The organism is Legionella waltersii (assembly GCF_001468085.1).
In the GTDB taxonomy this organism is placed as follows: domain Bacteria; phylum Pseudomonadota; class Gammaproteobacteria; order Legionellales; family Legionellaceae; genus Legionella; species Legionella waltersii.
Genome location: NZ_LNZB01000015.1, coordinates 156,648 through 173,815 on the forward strand (window position 1 = coordinate 156,648; position 17,168 = coordinate 173,815).

Here is a 17,168-nt window from a genome sequence, read left to right on the forward strand (position 1 = left end):
TTCCAATGATTAATTTCATAATCAGTGACGATTAAATTCATCACCTCTCAACTTAATGCCCCCAATCCACGATAGAAAAGATCTCATTAGAGTTCCATAGGGTGGATAAAGCCAGGATACAGTGGATATAAAACGCTGTACAAAAATAGGCTTTAACTTTGAAAAAGCATTAAATCCTTCTTGGCCATGATAATGGCCCATTCCACTATTTCCTACACCTCCAAATGGTAAATCATCAACAGCAATGTGCATGATTGTATCATTAATTGTAAAGGCACCCGAAAGAGTTAGTGTTTTAATTATTTGCTGTTCTTTCTTATTCTCACCAAAATAGTACAATGCCAATGGATTAGGCTCGGAATTAATATAATCGATTGCTTCCTGAAAGCTTTGGTAACTCAAAACTGGCAAAATGGGTCCAAATATCTCTTCTTGCATCACTCTCATCTCTTTAGAGACATTAAATAATAGATAAAGTGGTAGCTTTCTCGTCTCAGAACTTAATTCTCCAAACTCTACAATTCGTGCTCCTTTAGTCCGAGCATCTTCTAGCATATCTAATAGACGTTGTTTATGATGAGAGGAAATAATGCTTGAATAGTTCTTATTACTCATTAACTCCGGATAAGACTTATGGATAAATCCTCTAAGCTCATCTTCAATTTTAGACTCCCACCCTTTCGGTATTAATAAATAATCAGGGGCTATACAAGTTTGAGCAGCATTAAATAATTTACCCATAAACAGCCGTTTAAAATAACGTTTATTCATAGACTTAGAGATTATTGCTGGCGATTTACCACCTAGTTCTAATGTCACTGGCGTCAAGTTTTCACTTGCAGCTTTCATGACTAATTTTCCAACTTGGGTAGATCCCGTAAAGAGTATGTGCGCAAACGGCAGAGAAGAAAACTCTCGTGAAACGCTAACATCTCCATTAATAATCGCTATCTCAGATTGCAGATGAATTGATTGGATTAATTGAGATAGTGTTTCACCAATATGGGTAGACAACTCAGACATTTTAATCATCACTTTATTTCCAGCTGCTATGGCGTAAATTGCTGGAACCAGTGATAAATAGACAGGGTAATTCCATGGAACCATAATTCCAATCACACCTAGGGGTTGAGGAAACACATAGGCTTTTGCAGGAAATAGCAACCATGAAACACTTTTACGCTTTTTCTTCATCCAGCCTTTGGTGTGTTTAAGACAATAGTCAATGGCTTTGATTATTGGAAATAGCTCTAAAAATAGCGTCTCTTCGGTTGAACGATGAGTAAAATCACTATTGATTGCTTCAGATAAAACAAGAGCTTTTTCTTGAAGCAATGTCTTTAGTTTGCTCAATCTCTGTTTACGCTCCGCTAGAGATGGATAAGGTGCGCTTTGGAAATTCTTTTGAAGCTCAGTAAACGTTGTTTGTAAGTCCATCAGATTCCTCAAGAATTTAAATTATCGTTTGATACCGCAAACACACCCTCAGCAATCATGCTTTTAACAGCTGCGATGTCTGGAGCAAAATACCTGTCCTTATCATAAGGAGGAACAACCGACCTAAGTTTCTTATGGATTTGCTGTAATTGAGGAGAAGTTGTTAACGGTTTATGAAACTCTAATCCCTGACAAGCCGCTAATAATTCAATCGCTAAGATAGTCCGTGTATTATCTATCATTGCAAATAATCGTCGTGCTGCATTGGTTGCCATAGAAACATGATCCTCTTGATTCGCAGACGTTGGTATACTGTCTACAGAATGAGGATGGGCAAGTGCCTTGTTATCGCTTGCACAAGACGCCGCTGTTACATGCGCAATCATAAAACCAGAGTTTAACCCGCTTTCCTTAACCAGAAAGGCAGGTAATCCACTAAAGTTTTTATCGATTAATAAAGCTATTCTTCGCTCTGAACTTGCTCCTATTTCAGCAATTGCCAAAGCTAAATTGTCTGCTGCCATAGCGATAATTTCACCGTGAAAATTTCCACCAGATAAGACATCTCCTTGTTCAGCAAATACTAAGGGATTATCCGAAATAGCATTCGCTTCTACTTGCAAAGTTTCACCGACAAACCCCATTTGATGGAAAGCTGCTCCCATTATTTGTGGTTGGCAGCGGAGTGAGTATGGATCTTGAACTCGATTACACTGCTTGTGAGATTCACGAATGTCACTTCCTGACAATAAGGATCGATACATTGCAGCAACGATTGACTGCGCTTTATGTCCTCTAATTTGATGTATTCGATCATCGAAGGGTACATCGCTACCTTGAGCTGCATCAACGCTAAGGCACCCAGCTACAACAGCTGTTTCAAAGATTTTTTCACTCTCAAACAATGCTTTTAAGGTTAACGCGGTAGATACTTGCAACCCATTCAAAAGAGCAAGGCCTTCTTTTGCATCCAACACCAACGGCTTTATACCAGCTATGCTCAAACCATCTCTAGCAGGAATCAACTTCCCATCATAACGTACTTGTCCTTCTGCAAGTAAAGGTAGGGATAAATGAGCCAAAGGAACTAAATCCCCCGAAGCGCCAACTGAACCTTTACAAGGAATACAGGGATAAACTCTATGATTAAATAAAGCGATTAATGACTCAATTAACTCAAGTCTTACACCTGAATACCCTTGTGCTAAATTATTAATCTTAAGAAGCAATATTAAAGCCACAACATCATCAGGTAATAGTTCTCCAGTTCCACAGGCATGAGAGAGCACTATATTGCGTTGGAGTTGCTTTAAATTATCTGGACTAATGGCTTGGTTTGCTAATGAACCAAAACCAGTATTGATTCCATATACTGTCCGATTTTCTTGAATAACCTGCTTCACTGTTTGATGTGATGCATGAATCAAATCGTACGCCGCTTCTGATAAACAACACTCTAAATGTTGCATCATAATCAGCTTTATAGTGCTTAGAGTTAGCGTTCCCGGATGAAGAATAAATTGTTCTGACATGCAAATTGCTCCTTCTACTTAAGCATTGGCAACCAAAGTGAATTGTCTCTGGCGCACTGTTTTGCTATGGAATACCCAGCATCTGCGTGCCTCATAACCCCTGTAGCAGGATCATTATGCAGTACTCTGGCCAAGCGACTTGCAGCCCTCTCACTTCCATCAGCCACAATAACAACACCTGCGTGCTGAGAAAAACCCATGCCAACGCCGCCTCCGTGGTGGATACTGACCCAAGTTGCGCCACTGGCACAATTTAATAAAGCATTTAACAAAGGCCAATCGGATACCGCATCACTACCGTCAATCATTCCTTCCGTTTCACGATTTGGACTAGCCACTGATCCTGAATCGAGATGATCTCTACCAATAACAATAGGCGCCTTCACTTGTTTATTTTTTACCATTTCATTAAATGCGAGTCCTAACCGTGCCCTATCCTTTAAACCAACCCAGCATATTCTAGCAGGTAACCCTTGGAAGCTAATTTTATCTTTAGCCATATCAAGCCAATGATGTAAGTGCTGTTCATTCGGTATTAGTTCTTTCACCACCTTATCAGTAGCATAAATGTCTTCTGGATCTCCAGATAGTGCAACCCATCTAAATGGACCAATTCCCTCACAAAACAACGGTCTTATATAAGCTGGAACAAACCCTTCAAAAGCAAAAGCATTATGCTCCCCAGCCTCGAAAGCCATTTGACGGATATTGTTACCATAATCAAATACAGGAATTCCCTTCGCTTGAAACTCAAGCATTGCATGGACCTGAACAGCCATGGATTCTTTAGCAGCTCTAATTACTTCTGCTGGCGCTGTATGTCTCAATTCTTCAGCTTTTTGCATTGTCCAACCCAAGGGTAAATAGCCGTTCAAAGGATCATGAGCACTGGTTTGATCAGTGACTAGAGATGGGGTAGCCTCTTTAATGAGTAATTGCGGGTAGACATCAGCAGCATTACCTAATAGTGCAACTGATAAAGGTTCCTTCCTTTCACAGGACTGTTGAATCCACTCTAAAGCCTCATCTAGATCAGCCGTGTATCTGTCCAAGTACTTTGTTTTCAGACGCTTTTCAATTCTGGTAATATCACATTCCACCGCTAAGACACTTGCTCCGGCCATAGTTCCTGCCAAAGGCTGCGCGCCCCCCATTCCACCTAAGCCCGCAGTTAATATCCATCGACCCGATAAATCGCCGTTGTAATGTTTTTTAGCAGCTGCTACAAAAGTCTCATAAGTTCCTTGGACAATTCCTTGGGAACCTATATAGATCCAGCTTCCTGCAGTCATCTGACCGTACATCATTAAGCCTTTCTTATCCAGCTCATTGAAATGTTCCCAGCTCGCCCATCGAGGAACTAAGTTTGAATTTGCAATGAGAACTCTTGGTGCATCTTCATGCGTTGTAAATACACCCACAGGCTTACCAGATTGGATCAATAAGGTTTGATCAGAATCGAGTTGTTTTAGCACATCTATAATCGCATCAAAACACTCCCAATTTCTTGCTGCTTTCCCCAATCCTCCATAGACAATGAGCGAGTCAGGGTTTTCAGCAACTGCAGGATCTAAATTGTTGCAAATCATCCTAAGAGCAGCTTCTGTTAGCCAGCTTTTTGTCTGTATTCTATCTCCCTTTGGAGCTGCAATGATTCGCTTTGTTTTTTCCATAACAATCCCTTTCGATTTCAAGCACTTCAAATTAAATTAACATAATACACTACACATGAATCTTCGAAAATGTCTGTTCAAATTCTTTTTAAGCCCAGGAAAACCCGATGGACATGGAGGTTCTAGGGGACGGACCCTGAGGAATCGACTCAAATTATATTGCCTCAACTAATCTCTTCTATGATGGTCAGTAAGCGTAGGTCCGGCGCTTCGCCAAATGGTGCTGCCTTAAGCAGGGTCATTCGTGAAAGCGTATAGTTTCGTATCCCTTGTTGACGCGCGCGGCTCAGTTCCTTCCCTGCTGTGACTAGGATTTGATTCAGACAGCAAAGAAGGAACTGAGCCGCGCGCGTCAGCAAGCGGAGCGATGTTGGCCGTATAGAAGAACCTAATGACGCCGCTTAAGACAGCGCCATTTGGCGAAACACCCGACCTTTGGTATAAATGCCCCATTTTAAAAAATGAGTCGATCCCTCAGGGTTCGCCCCCCGCCACCCATCATTCTTTACCGATTTAATGACTAAAGTTGAATACATGAACCATTTGTTGACCACTATATACTCAAATTGATATTAATATGGTATAATTTTTTATTGTTTAATGCATAACCATGAGTACTATGGAAAAACACCCAAAATCTCTCCGTATATACTTCACCACTGAAATGTGGGAACGCTATGGCTTTTACGCTGTACAATCGTTACTCGCGCTCTATTTAGCGAATCATTTTCAATGGGCAGACAAGGATATTTATGCATTAGTAGGTTCATTTACAGCCCTAACCTATCTGTCTCCTATAGTTGGAGGCTGGATAGCTGATCAATTAATTGGACAAAAGAGAGCTATTCTTCTAGGTGCTATAATTCTTGGACTAAGTTATTGTTTTTTATCGGTAATTTCTGGACATTCAGCATTAGTAGGTTCATTGGCAAGTATTGCTGTAGGAACTGGATTACTCAAGCCAAACATTTCCTCGTTATTAGGTAATGAATACCCGATTGGCTCAACTAAAAGAGAAAGTGGTTTTACCATCTTCTACATGGGTATTACAACAGGGATTATTTTAGGCACAACCATACCTAGCCAACTTAGTGAATCATTTGGATGGTCAACTTCATTTTTAAGTGCGGCAATAGGCCTAGTCATTGCCTTTATGGTTTTTCTGTTTGGAATTACCCATTATCGAATTAAGGACTATAATCCATTTCAGTTGCAACTAAAGAGTATATTAGGTGCTGCAGCTTTAATTCTCTCTCTTTGGGGCTTGTCTTTTTATATTTTATACTCACCTAAATTAGCCAATATTATGTTTGGCTTAGTGGTTTTATTTTCTGCAAGCTACATTTTATACTCCGTCAATAGAGAGAGTACCAACCAGTCACGTCAAACTCTTGTTATAGGTTTGCTCTGCATTATCTCAGTTATTTTCTGGGCTTTCTATTTTGAGATGTTTATGTCGCTCACATTGTTTATATCTCGTGTAGTTCAACCAAGCTTTTTGGGTATTGATTTCCCACCACCCTACTACATTACTGTTCAAAGCTTAGGAATGCTCCTTATTGGCTACTATCTTTCTAAAAAGCATCACCACATGTCTCTAACCGAAAGAGGCTTAAGTACAGGGAAAAAATTTGTATTAGCCATGGTATTTATGACATTAGCCTATTCAATCATTGCTGTTATTAGTAATTTTATAGGTAAAGAAGTCTTGATATCCCCTATCTTGGTTATTCCAGCTTATTTGATGATCTCTGTGGCCGAATTACTGTTATCCCCAGTTGGCTTGGCAGCGATCACTGTGTTGGCTGATAAAAATAAAGTCAGTACCATGATGGGAATCTTTTTCGTTTCTCTAGGTATAGGAGCATTTCTTTCTGGTAAATTAGCTTCTTTAACAGCTATTCCTACTGGTGAAAAGAGTATCATGGTGCTGAAATCACTTTATGCTTCCGCTTTTAATCAACAATTAGGTATTTTATTCATTGCCAGCTTAGGGTGTGTAATAATCTATGCAGTTATCAAGTTTCTGCTCACCCATATTCAATGTAATGAACATAATGAATTGTCAAAGACCAATAAAAATTGATATGATTCAAGTTTTTTTGATGGAAACTTTCCCTATTTATGACTGAGCCAACAGAAACATTAACAAAAGTACTCAAATCTCTTGATGATATCCAAGCGATAGACATCAAAGTGATTGATGTTCACAAGCAAACCACAATTACAGATTTCATGGTCATTGCATCAGGTCGTTCATCTAGACACGTAAAGTCGATAGCACAAAAGGTGATGGAGGACATGAAAGCCTCAGGAACTCCCGCCCTAAGCGCAAGTGGTGTCGAGCATGGTGATTGGGCGTTAATTGATTTTAGCGATATTATACTGCATGTCATGCAACCTGAGCTAAGACATTTCTATAACTTAGAAGGTCTTTGGGAAGAAATTCCCAGTCCTACTTAGACCGTGTATGTTGAAATTAACCATTATCTCGCTTGGAAACAAAATGCCTGATTGGGTTAATCAAGGTACTCATGATTACACAAAACGTTTATCGGATGGGATTCAAGTAAAACTAGTTGAAATCCCTTTGATAAAACGAAATAAAGCATCCGACCTAAATCGAATCCTAGAAAAGGAGGCTTTGATCATAGTAGAAAACATACCCAACAATTGCCACCTCATTGCCTTGGATGTTTATGGAAAGGAATTTAACAGCGAAGAGATGGCAACACGTATTACTCAATTGCAAAATGTAAGCAGCCATTTCTGCTTTATTATAGGTGGCCCTGAAGGCCTATCACCCGACGTCTTGAATCGATGTCATGAGCGCTGGTCTTTATCAAAGTTAACACTTCCTCATCCGCTTGCGCGGATTGTTTTGGTTGAAGCGCTTTATCGAGCTTGGTCAATAATTAACAACCATCCATATCATAAATAAGATCATCTGGGTCAATAACGGGGATGGAACTCGGTGGAATGGGTCCCCTTTTTCCCGGCCACCTCAATTTCCACCTCATTTCAGAGAACCATTGGTAAAAATACCACTTTTCAGTTACTATATTTGATTTGTTATTCACTTAGAAAAACTGTCTGTGATGTATCGAAATCAATCTTTCAAAAATTATCGTATCGAATCTCAACATCAACAGTTTAGGCTTAATTTATTAATCGCACTTTTAATTATTCTATCTTTGGTTCTAGTTCTTAGACTTGCCTACCTCCAAATTTCAGAATTTAAGCGTTACCAAACCCTATCACTTAAAAATCAAGTGAATGTTATTCCCATTGCACCACCAAGAGGCGTCATTTTAGATAGAAATGGGGTTCTACTCGCTGAAAACATTCCTGTTTACGTGCTTGAAATCACTCCTGAGCGAGTAAAGAACATGAAGAAAACACTTGCCAAGTTACAAAAACTGCTACCCTCCATTACAAATGAGGATATCGATAATTTCTATAAAGCCAAGTCACAGAATCGTGCGTTTGTGCCCATACCGATTAAATTAAAGCTAAGCCAGGAAGAAGTCGCTATATTTGCCAGTAATCAGTACCATTATCCTGGAGTTAACATTAAAGCACGTCTAATGCGCCATTATCCACTTGGTGAAATGACTGCTCACGCACTAGGCTACGTCGGCCGTATAAACCTTGAAGAATTAAAGCAAGTAGATCCTACAAACTATCGAGCTACCAATTTCATTGGTAAAGCCGGTGTTGAAAAATACTATGAGGATATTCTGCACGGAAAAGTAGGTTATCAAATGGCTGAAACTGATGTAAGTGGCAGAACATTAAGAGTCATCAATAAAATATTCCCACACTCAGGGGCTAAGCTCTATTTAAGCCTTGATGTTAGGCTACAAGAAGCGGCATACAAAGCCTTAAAAGATAAACGAGGAGCAGTAGTTGTCATCAACTCACACAATGGTGAAGTTCTAGCTATGGTCAGCTCCCCAAGTTTTGACCCTAATATTTTTGTGAGTGGAGTCAGTAAGGATGACTACAAAATTCTATCGAATGCATTACAAAGACCTTTGTTTAACAGAGCAGTCAGAGGCGTGTACCCGCCAGCATCAACCATTAAACCCTTTGTTGGCCTAGCTGGTCTTGATAATGGTTTTGTAACAACAGATACCGAAATTTGGGACTATGGTAAATACAGACTACCCACAGCAAGTCATGTATACCGAGATTGGAAAAAAACTGGGCATGGAGTCATTAACTTTAAACGAGCCATTACTGTGTCTTGCGATATTTATTTTTATCAACTTGGATATCGAATGGGAATCACCAATATCGCCAAAATGCTTATGAAGTTTGGTTTAGGACAATTAACTCACATTGATCTTTATGAAGAAGCCAATGGTGTTGTTCCTACTGCAGAATGGAAACGTAAAAGTAAAGGAGTTTCCTGGTATCCTGGTGATACAGTAATATCCTCGATAGGACAAGGATTTATGCTTGCAACTCCCCTACAAATGGCAAATGCAACAGCCGCATTGAGCCAGCATGGAAAAAGATTTAAACCCCACCTCTTAATGAAAACAGTTAATAGCGATAATAATGCAGTGGAAGAGTACAAACCTTTAAAAGAAAAAACCATCAAATTGCACGAAAAGGCAAATTGGGACATTGTTAAAGAGGCCATGCACAACGTTTTGATCAGCAACGAAGGAACGGGATATCGGTTTGGAAGAAACCCTCCCTATCCCGTGGGTGGAAAAACTGGAACAGCTCAAGTGTATAGTGGAAAGCAATATGAAAAAGCAAAGTACGAGGATATCCCTGAGCATCTGAGAGATAACTCATTATTTATTGCATTTAGCCCTGTAGATCATCCTGACATTGCAATCGCTGTTGTCGTTGAAAACGATGTACTAGCGTCTACTGTTGCTAGGCAAGTACTGGATACTTATTACCAATTCTACCCATTGAAAGAATCATCATGAAAAGACAAACTGCAAAACCAGTCTATCGATTTACTGCCCAATCTCTTCATATTGACTTCCCATTGCTCATTATGCTTTTAGTGCTTATAGGTTTTGGGCTTTTGATATTATATAGCGCCTCTAATGCCAACATGAGCATGATCTTTCGCCAGTCTATACGTTTGGTCTTCGCTTTGATGATTATGGTTGTAATGGGATTCATACCGCCCCACAAATATAAAATTTGGACACCATGGATTTATGGTGTTGGATTATCCCTTTTAATTGGCGTAATGCTGATGGGAAAGATAGGTAAAGGTGCTCAAAGATGGCTTGAGTTAGGCTTATTTCGCTTTCAACCATCTGAAATAATGAAATTAGCCGTGCCTATGATGACCGCTTGGTATTTTGATCGTCAAACACAGCCGAGCAATTTGAAGACTATAGGAGTTGCATTTCTCATTATCTTTTTACCGGCTTTACTTATTGCCAAACAGCCAGACTTAGGGACTGCCATTATGGTGAGTGCAGCAGGATTGTGCGTGGTATTTATTGCAGGGATTCGCTTTAAAATTATTTTATTAATTGCGGTGTTAATTTGTTCCTCTGTTCCAGTAGTTTGGAACTTCATGCATGACTACCAAAAGCAGAGAATTTATACCTTGCTGGATCCAGAACAAGATCCATTGGGTTCTGGATACCATATTATTCAATCCAAAATTGCTATCGGCTCAGGCGGTGTAATGGGTAAAGGTTGGCTAAAGGGAAGCCAATCCCATTTAAATTTTTTACCAGAGCATGCTACAGATTTTATTTTTGCAGTAAGTGGTGAGGAATTTGGTTTCATGGGTAGCTTTGCTATTATTGTGCTGATGGTTGTTGTGTCCTTACGAAGCTTAACCATAGCTAGGAACGCCCAAACATCGTTTACTAGACTTTTAGCTGCAAGCCTTGCCATGACTTTTTTCTTGTCTGCCTTTGTGAATATAGGTATGGTTATGGGAATTCTTCCTGTCGTTGGAATTCCCTTGCCTCTTGTAAGCTATGGTGGAACAGCTATGGTTACTTTTCTAGCTAGCTTTGGGATTTTAATGTCCATCAGCTCCCATAGGATCCTATTTAACAGCCTGGACTAGAAACTAAGCAAAAAGAGCGGCTACAGGTGCATAACTTTTTCGGTGTATCGCACAAGGCCCCAGACGTAACAACGCTTCTTTATGTGCCTTCGTGGGATAACCCTTATGCTCTGAAAAACCGTACCCAGGGTATGCTTTTTCAAGCTCTATCATTTCAGCATCCCTCAATACCTTAGCAAGAATTGATGCAGCACTTATCTCCGGAATCAATGAGTCTCCTTGCACAATCGCCTTACAAGGAACGCTCAATGTTGGAGAGTGTGCTCCATCCACTAACACAAAATCGGGAATAATTGGTAAGGCCTCTACAGCGCGCTTCATCGCCAACAAGGTCGCATAATGAATGTTTAACTCGTCTATCTCTGCTACAGTTGCTCGACCGTAGGCGTAAGCTAGAGCTTGCTCCTGTATTTTGAAAGACAACTTTGTCCGTTGAAGTGCTGTTAATTTTTTTGAATCTGCTAAGCCATCTATAGGATGACTTAATATCACTGCAGCAGTCACAACGTCTCCAGCCAATGGACCTCTACCTACTTCATCAACCCCAGCAGTGATTGTTATTCTGTCCTTATTCATTATTCTGTATTCCTTAAAAGCAAGTGTATGAATAGTTGCGCTATAATAACGATTTAAAATTGATTTATCACCTAGGAAATGCGATCATAAGTACAAATTATTATCACATGTTGAACAAATGAGTAAAATACGTTGTGCCGTAATTGGGGTAGGCTATCTTGGACGTTTTCATGCCCAAAAATATCATTTACTACCGAATGTCGAATTAGTTGGTGTATGTGATGTAAATCCAGAATCCTGTGAAGCGGTTTCCAAAGAGCTTAATGTACCTGCTTACCTTAATTACCGTGAATTATTTGGAAGTGTGGATGCTGTTAGCATAGCAGCTACAACAAACAAGCATTATGAAATTGCTTTAGATTGCTTAAAACAAGGGATTCACGTGTTGATTGAAAAGCCAATTACAGAAACAGTTGAGCAAGCAAACGAGCTCATACAAATTGCTAAAATGAATCACGTAAAACTCCAGGTTGGACATCTTGAGCGCTTCAATTCAGCTAGGCTAGCATTAGATGATTATCTTGATGCTCCATTATTTATTGAGTCCCAAAGATTAGCCCCTTTCAACCCCAGAGGCGCTGATGTTAACGTCATACTTGATTTAATGATTCATGATATCGACATCATTCAAAATATAGTACAAAGCCCCATCAAGTCCATTATGGCACATGGAGCTCCAGTTCTAACTCAAGATATTGATATTGCCAATGCTCGTATTACTTTTGCCAATCATTGTGTTGCCAATGTCACAGCCAGTCGAATTAGCTTTAAAGTTGAACGAAAAACTCGAATTTTTCAAGATAACTCCTACATCTCTATCGATTATCAAAACAAGCAGTTTGCTGTATTTAAGAAAGGTACTGGTGAAATGTTTCCAGGTATACCAGACATAACCATGGATCAAAAGGAATTTGAAAAAGGTGATGCTTTGCTTGAAGAAATTAAGTCATTTGTAAAATGCGTGGATCAGGACACTGTGCCTATGGTTACTGGAGAAGAAGGTCGAGATGCTCTTAAAACAGCAGAAAAAATAACAACATTAATTAACTCGAATCTAGTAGAGCGTTATGCAACGAGCTAGACACATCGTCATTGTGGCCGGCGAAGAATCAGGGGATCACCATGCTGCCGAGCTTATTCATAAACTAAAAGCAAGTGATCCCTCTATAGAAATAAGTGGTGTAGGTGGTCAGCATATGCAAAATGCTGGAGCAAAGCTCGTATCCGATTTAGCACGCTATGGAATTACTGGACTTATTGAGGTTATTCCTTATATTAGAGTTCTCCATAGAGCATTACAGACTATAAAAAATCATTTAGCAAACACCAAACCCGATCTCTTAATCCTAGTAGACTCACCAGGATTTAATTTGAGATTAGCAAAATATGCTAAAAAGAAGCTCGGACTAAAAATCATCTATTACATTAGTCCTCAAATATGGGCATGGAAAGCGAAACGCATACATCTAATCAAGCAATGTGTTGACCATATGGCCGTTATACTTCCATTTGAAAAAGACATCTATCAAAAAGCTGGAGTTCCCGTGTCCTTTGTAGGTCATCCTTTAGTCAGTAAACTCGAGAAGCAGCAAGATAAACTGTCCAATAGACAGAAATTAAACCTCCGAGAAGACGAACAAATCATTGCGCTAGTTCCAGGAAGCAGAAACAATGAGGTTGAAAAGCATATGCCAGTACTCATAGAAACTGCAATGAAACTTTCCAGAGCAAAACCGGACTTGCATTTTATCATCCCAATAGCTGGTACCATTTGCCCTAAGAAAATTGAATCCTATACTAAAGATAAACAGATAAAACTTAGTTTAATTCAAGCACAGTCTATAGAGTCGATGTCTGCAGCCGATTTTGTTGTAGTTGCATCAGGAACAGCCTCTCTTGAGTCAGCTTTACTTGAAAAGCCCATGTGCATAATCTATAAAGGCAAGTTTATAAGCTACTTAGTCGCGATGTATTTTATAAAAGTAAAATTTTTAGGGTTATGCAATTTATTGGTCAATCGAATGATGGTTCCTGAGTTTTTACAATACGATTGTAACTCTACTGAATTAACTAAATATATATTGAGTTTTTATAACAACCCTCTACAGCCACAAGCTATGATAAGTCAATTAAGTGCATTAAAAGAGAGTCTGTCACTTAATGAATCTGACTGCTCACTTGAAGAACTAATAGCGACTGAATTGCCCGAAAAAAATGCATAGTTTTCTCTAGAAAATCTAGATAATAAATTAGCCTTCATGTAAAATTAATTTTGCTTTCATTGCAATATGTAAGCACTAGGACTGTATGTGTTAATTAATAATAAGGAAGTTAAGATGAATGTCATTGATACACAAGCTACAACACAATCCGTTAAACAAGAACAAGGTTTACAGGATTTAGTGTACAGTTTGGTTACCCGCTTTCTTGCTGAAAACAAATCCAAATCGATTAGCGATCTTTACGACATGATTTTGTCGGAAGTTGAGCCGCCTCTATTACAAGCTGTTATGGAGAAACGTCGTGGCAACCAACTACAAGCTGCTAAAATGTTAGGTATCAGCCGTGGAACAATTAGAAAGAAATTACAAAAATATTTCGGCACAAAATATTTCCGCCTAACTGACGAATAAGGAAAAGCTTAAACAAAAAGGCTCGAATGTTCGAGCCTTTTTTGTTTAAGGTTTTCTGCTCCCTTACGGTCGCGGCTCTGTTTTGTTCTATGCTAACCGAGCCGCGACCGTAAGGGAGCAGATATCTACTGTTTTTGGCTTTTGATTCGGGCTTCGAAACTTCGGACGGAACCCAGTGGGTCCCATCCCGCTCTGGGCACTACAACTTGCATCCTATAAAGCAGATACCAATAACTTGTTCACTTTATTAATGAAATCTGCAGGATTATCCAATTGTCCACCTTCAGCAAGAACCGCTTGCTCAAACAACATGGTCGCCCACAACTCAAATTGCGTATCGTCTTGAATATCATGCAATCGCTTAATTAAAGCATGCTCAGGGTTGATTTCAAAAACTGGCTTGCTCACAGGAATCTGTTGTCCAGCTGCCTGGAGAATTCTTTGCATTTCTAGCCCCATATCCTGTTCGTCCGCAACAACACATGCAGGAGAGTCAGTTAATCTATTCGTTACCTGAACTTCCTTCACCTTGTCACCAAGAACTTTCGCAATATGCTTAGTCAAAGGTTCCAAGTTTTTTTCTTGTTCTTTAATTTGCTCAGTCGGTTCGTCTTTAAATTCGACTTTCCCTTTAGATATGGATTGAAGCTTCTTACCATTGAACTCACTCAGGTAACTAACCAACCACTCATCTACTTTGTCACTTAATAAAAGAACTTCGAGGCCCTTTTTCCTAAAAATTTCAAGATGTGGGCTGTTTTTAGCGGCGTTATAACTCGATGCAGTAATGTAGTATATTTTGTCTTGGCCTTCCTGCATTCTGCTTAGGTAATCTTCCAAAGACACTGTCTGCTTTTCACTGTTCGAAGTTGTCGTAGCAAAGCGCAGTAGTTTAGCAATAGCCTCCTTATTTGCAAAATCTTCAATTGGCCCCTCTTTCATCACTAAACCGAATTCATCCCAAAACTTCTGGTAATTATCCTTTTCATTCTGTGCCATTTTTTCAAGCATAGACAATATTCGCTTTGTGCATGCAGAACGTATCGATTCAACTTGCTTGTTGTCTTGTAATATTTCACGAGACACATTTAAGGGTAAATCCCCTGAGTCAATAATACCTTTTACAAAGCGTAAATAACGTGGCAGAAATTGTGCAGCCTCGTCCATAATAAATACACGTTTTACATAAAGTTTTAACCCATGCTTTACTTCTTGCTGCCATAAATCATAGGGAGCGTGTGCTGGGATGTATAAAAGACTAATGTATTCTTGTTTACCTTCAACGTGATTATGGGACCAAGTTAATGGATCCATGAAGTCATGAGAAATGTGTTTATACAACGTTTTATATTCTTCATCGCTAATTTCTGACTTTTGTAGAGTCCATAATGCTGTTGCTTTATTTACAGTTTCAAACTCTTTGCTCTCCTTGCCTTCTTCAGCATTTTTTTTCATGGAGATAGGCCAGCAGATATGATCTGAATATTTACTTATAACTCCACGAACTCTCCAGTCGCTTAAAAATTCATCGCTCTCAGGCTTAAGGTGTAAAGTGATTTCTGTACCTCTTGCGGCTTTTTTTTCATATCCAATCGTAAACTCTCCATCCCCATTGGATTCCCAAACTATCCCCTCTTCTGGCTTTAAACCGGCACGACGACTTTTTACGGTCACTTTGTCTGCTACAATGAAAGCAGAATAAAAACCGACTCCAAATTGACCGATTAACTGTGAATCTTTAGATTGTTCACCGGTTAATTGACTCATGAATTCTTTAGTACCTGATTTAGCAATCGTTCCTAAATTATCCACTGCCTCATCCCAACTCATCCCAATCCCATTATCAGTTATGGTGAGGGTATTTAATTTTTCATTGACTTCTACGGTTATTTTTAAATCGGAATCAGTTTCAAACAAGGAGGCATTTGATAGTGCTAAAAATCTTAACTTATCTAATGCATCTGAAGCATTTGATATCAGCTCCCTTAAGAAGATTTCCTTATTGCTGTACAATGAATGCACAACCAAATGCAACATTTGCTTTACTTCAGTTTGGAATCCCATTGTTTGTTGCTTGCTAACCATGAAAAATTTCTCCTATAAACCAACTGTCATACATAGATACTCATATAGGGGTAATCTTGCTAATTTCAAGGTTTTAATAAGTACTTTTTTAGATTGTTGTGCAAATTCTCTTTAGGCTTGTTTATCCTATATAGACAGGACTGATGCAAAGCCCTGTGGTAAAGGCAAACAATGGCATGAATGAGGGAGTTTAGATAAACTAAATGACCGAACTCAAACCATTTTTTAACGAAGAGATCAGGGTTTTGCGTAAGTCCTGACAGAACTAAAATGAGAACCCTGAGAGTGTTATAGTCCCACCTGAATGTACGATGAGAATTTTCCCACTCAGTTTTCGATTATTGATGTAGAGCTTCGATTCATAAAATAATTTAGCCGAATAAACAGGATCCGTTAAAATCCCCTCTTCATAAGCAAGGTGTTTAATTTCATTTTTAATAGTTTGGTTTACGGAGCCAAATGCTCTTGCAGTGCTTGGATAAAAGCAATTGTAATTTGCAGCTGATCCTTCTATCCAATGGCGTACTTTTGCAGTAAATACCTCTTCTTTATCAGCAAGCAATAACACGTGAATAGTTGCAGGATGATTTATTTCTTGCATTCGCTTAATGAGTGCAATTGCAGAAAAACCTGTTCCAGCATCAATAAATACATGGTCAAATTGAAATCCAAGAGAGGTTTCATTAAGGAGGATATCGTCAGCTAATGTCATGGAACCAGCCATAGACTCTTTAACACTAGCCCCTTCCGATAGAATAAATGCTGTCTCATTCATTGATTTTAAATACTCTTCGGCAATGACCTCTACATTCACCCACTTCTCTCTGGGAATCCATTGAATTTCTTCCTCTTTAAGAAAGAGTAGACTCAGCTTAAAATTTCCTTGTATTTGAGTGTGTTTAGGTTGAATTAAAAAAGCAGTAACTTGGAAATGATATTCTCTAGCTATCTGTAAGGCGGCTAATAGATTATTGGACTGGGGACCAGCAATAATCAGAAGGTGCTGTATACCTTGACTGAGTAAAGATGGAACTAAACTGGCGTATTTTCTGATTTTAGTGCCACTAATACCGCAGCCTAGCTCGTCATCACGCTTTACAAAACATTGAATATCCGGAGAAGAATAGGAATGCAGTTGATGCACCCTACTGCACAAGTTCCAGAT

At 39.2% G+C, this 17,168-nt stretch carries 14 protein-coding genes; 8 read left to right on the forward strand and 6 right to left on the reverse strand.

Annotated features, from left to right (window positions below; genetic code table 11):
- Window positions 1-21: 21 nt before the first annotated feature.
- From Lwal_RS03930 to hutU, 3 genes are read right to left on the reverse strand one after another with little or no spacing between them, the layout of a single operon-like run.
- Window positions 22-1,437: a coniferyl aldehyde dehydrogenase gene (locus Lwal_RS03930; protein ID WP_058479615.1), complete on the reverse strand. Its 1,416-nt coding sequence runs from the start codon at window positions 1,435-1,437 to the stop codon at window positions 22-24.
- Window positions 1,438-1,445: 8 nt separating this feature from the next.
- Complete coding sequence (hutH, locus tag Lwal_RS03935; RefSeq protein WP_058479616.1) at window positions 1,446-2,969, reverse strand: histidine ammonia-lyase; 1,524 nt, start codon at window positions 2,967-2,969, stop codon at window positions 1,446-1,448.
- A 14-nt stretch (window positions 2,970-2,983) separates the two neighbouring features.
- Window positions 2,984-4,642, reverse strand: coding sequence for a urocanate hydratase (gene hutU, locus Lwal_RS03940; RefSeq protein WP_058479617.1), 1,659 nt, complete (start codon window positions 4,640-4,642; stop codon window positions 2,984-2,986).
- 619 nt (window positions 4,643-5,261) lie between these two features.
- Here hutU and Lwal_RS03945 point away from each other — a divergent pair.
- The 5 genes from Lwal_RS03945 to rodA all read left to right on the forward strand — a co-directional run bounded on the left by Lwal_RS03945 (window position 5,262) and on the right by rodA (window position 10,709).
- Entirely contained in the window at window positions 5,262-6,728 is a 1,467-nt protein-coding gene (locus tag Lwal_RS03945) for a peptide MFS transporter (RefSeq protein ID WP_058479618.1), read from the forward strand.
- A gap of 38 nt (window positions 6,729-6,766) precedes the next feature.
- Complete coding sequence (rsfS, locus tag Lwal_RS03950) at window positions 6,767-7,105, forward strand: ribosome silencing factor (protein ID WP_058479619.1); 339 nt, start codon at window positions 6,767-6,769, stop codon at window positions 7,103-7,105.
- Between the two features lie 7 nt (window positions 7,106-7,112).
- Window positions 7,113-7,583 carry a 23S rRNA (pseudouridine(1915)-N(3))-methyltransferase RlmH gene (rlmH, locus tag Lwal_RS03955; protein ID WP_058479620.1) on the forward strand — a complete coding sequence of 157 codons (471 nt, stop codon included), beginning with the start codon at window positions 7,113-7,115 and terminating at the stop codon, window positions 7,581-7,583.
- A 157-nt stretch (window positions 7,584-7,740) separates the two neighbouring features.
- A complete protein-coding gene (mrdA, locus tag Lwal_RS03960) occupies window positions 7,741-9,594 on the forward strand; it encodes a penicillin-binding protein 2 (RefSeq protein ID WP_058479621.1) in 1,854 nt (617 codons plus the stop codon).
- Window positions 9,591-10,709 (forward strand): rod shape-determining protein RodA, encoded by a 1,119-nt coding sequence (rodA, locus tag Lwal_RS03965; protein WP_058479622.1) that lies wholly within the window; start codon window positions 9,591-9,593, stop codon window positions 10,707-10,709. Before mrdA ends, rodA begins: the two co-directional genes overlap by 4 nt.
- Window positions 10,710-10,712: 3 nt before the next feature.
- On the opposite strand, the gene rnhB is transcribed toward rodA, so the two are convergent.
- The gene (gene rnhB, locus Lwal_RS03970) at window positions 10,713-11,285 is read right to left on the reverse strand and encodes a ribonuclease HII (protein WP_058479623.1); all 573 of its coding nucleotides are present in this window, start codon (window positions 11,283-11,285) and stop codon (window positions 10,713-10,715) included.
- 118 nt (window positions 11,286-11,403) lie between these two features.
- On the opposite strand from rnhB, the gene Lwal_RS03975 reads away from it, so the two are divergent.
- From Lwal_RS03975 to Lwal_RS03985, 3 genes are all read left to right on the forward strand, one after another.
- Complete coding sequence (locus tag Lwal_RS03975; RefSeq protein WP_058479624.1) at window positions 11,404-12,366, forward strand: Gfo/Idh/MocA family protein; 963 nt, start codon at window positions 11,404-11,406, stop codon at window positions 12,364-12,366.
- Window positions 12,353-13,507, forward strand: a complete 1,155-nt coding sequence (gene lpxB, locus Lwal_RS03980) for a lipid-A-disaccharide synthase (RefSeq protein WP_058479625.1) — start codon at window positions 12,353-12,355, stop codon at window positions 13,505-13,507. The genes Lwal_RS03975 and lpxB overlap by 14 nt, the downstream gene beginning before the upstream one ends.
- A gap of 114 nt (window positions 13,508-13,621) precedes the next feature.
- Window positions 13,622-13,918 carry a helix-turn-helix domain-containing protein gene (locus Lwal_RS03985; protein ID WP_058479626.1) on the forward strand — a complete coding sequence of 99 codons (297 nt, stop codon included), beginning with the start codon at window positions 13,622-13,624 and terminating at the stop codon, window positions 13,916-13,918.
- Between the two features lie 213 nt (window positions 13,919-14,131).
- On the opposite strand, the gene htpG is transcribed toward Lwal_RS03985, so the two are convergent.
- Both htpG and Lwal_RS03995 read right to left on the reverse strand, forming a co-directional pair.
- On the reverse strand, window positions 14,132-16,003 hold the full coding sequence (gene htpG / locus Lwal_RS03990) for a molecular chaperone HtpG (protein ID WP_058479627.1): 1,872 nt from the start codon (window positions 16,001-16,003) through the stop codon (window positions 14,132-14,134).
- A 265-nt stretch (window positions 16,004-16,268) separates the two neighbouring features.
- Window positions 16,269-17,168 carry a pyridoxal-phosphate dependent enzyme gene (locus Lwal_RS03995; protein WP_058479769.1) on the reverse strand — a complete coding sequence of 300 codons (900 nt, stop codon included), beginning with the start codon at window positions 17,166-17,168 and terminating at the stop codon, window positions 16,269-16,271.

Coding starts and splice junctions, on each gene's coding strand:
- Lwal_RS03945 (WP_058479618.1), top strand. CDS start 5,262: ATGGAAAAACACCCAAAATCTCTCCGTATATACTTCACCACTGAAATG.
- htpG (WP_058479627.1), bottom strand. CDS start 16,003: ATGGTTAGCAAGCAACAAACAATGGGATTCCAAACTGAAGTAAAGCAA.
- lpxB (WP_058479625.1), top strand. CDS start 12,353: ATGCAACGAGCTAGACACATCGTCATTGTGGCCGGCGAAGAATCAGGG.
- Lwal_RS03930 (WP_058479615.1), bottom strand. CDS start 1,437: ATGGACTTACAAACAACGTTTACTGAGCTTCAAAAGAATTTCCAAAGC.
- rsfS (WP_058479619.1), top strand. CDS start 6,767: ATGACTGAGCCAACAGAAACATTAACAAAAGTACTCAAATCTCTTGAT.
- Lwal_RS03975 (WP_058479624.1), top strand. CDS start 11,404: ATGAGTAAAATACGTTGTGCCGTAATTGGGGTAGGCTATCTTGGACGT.
- mrdA (WP_058479621.1), top strand. CDS start 7,741: ATGTATCGAAATCAATCTTTCAAAAATTATCGTATCGAATCTCAACAT.
- rnhB (WP_058479623.1), bottom strand. CDS start 11,285: ATGAATAAGGACAGAATAACAATCACTGCTGGGGTTGATGAAGTAGGT.
- rodA (WP_058479622.1), top strand. CDS start 9,591: ATGAAAAGACAAACTGCAAAACCAGTCTATCGATTTACTGCCCAATCT.
- hutU (WP_058479617.1), bottom strand. CDS start 4,642: ATGGAAAAAACAAAGCGAATCATTGCAGCTCCAAAGGGAGATAGAATA.
- rlmH (WP_058479620.1), top strand. CDS start 7,113: ATGTTGAAATTAACCATTATCTCGCTTGGAAACAAAATGCCTGATTGG.
- hutH (WP_058479616.1), bottom strand. CDS start 2,969: ATGTCAGAACAATTTATTCTTCATCCGGGAACGCTAACTCTAAGCACT.
- Lwal_RS03985 (WP_058479626.1), top strand. CDS start 13,622: ATGAATGTCATTGATACACAAGCTACAACACAATCCGTTAAACAAGAA.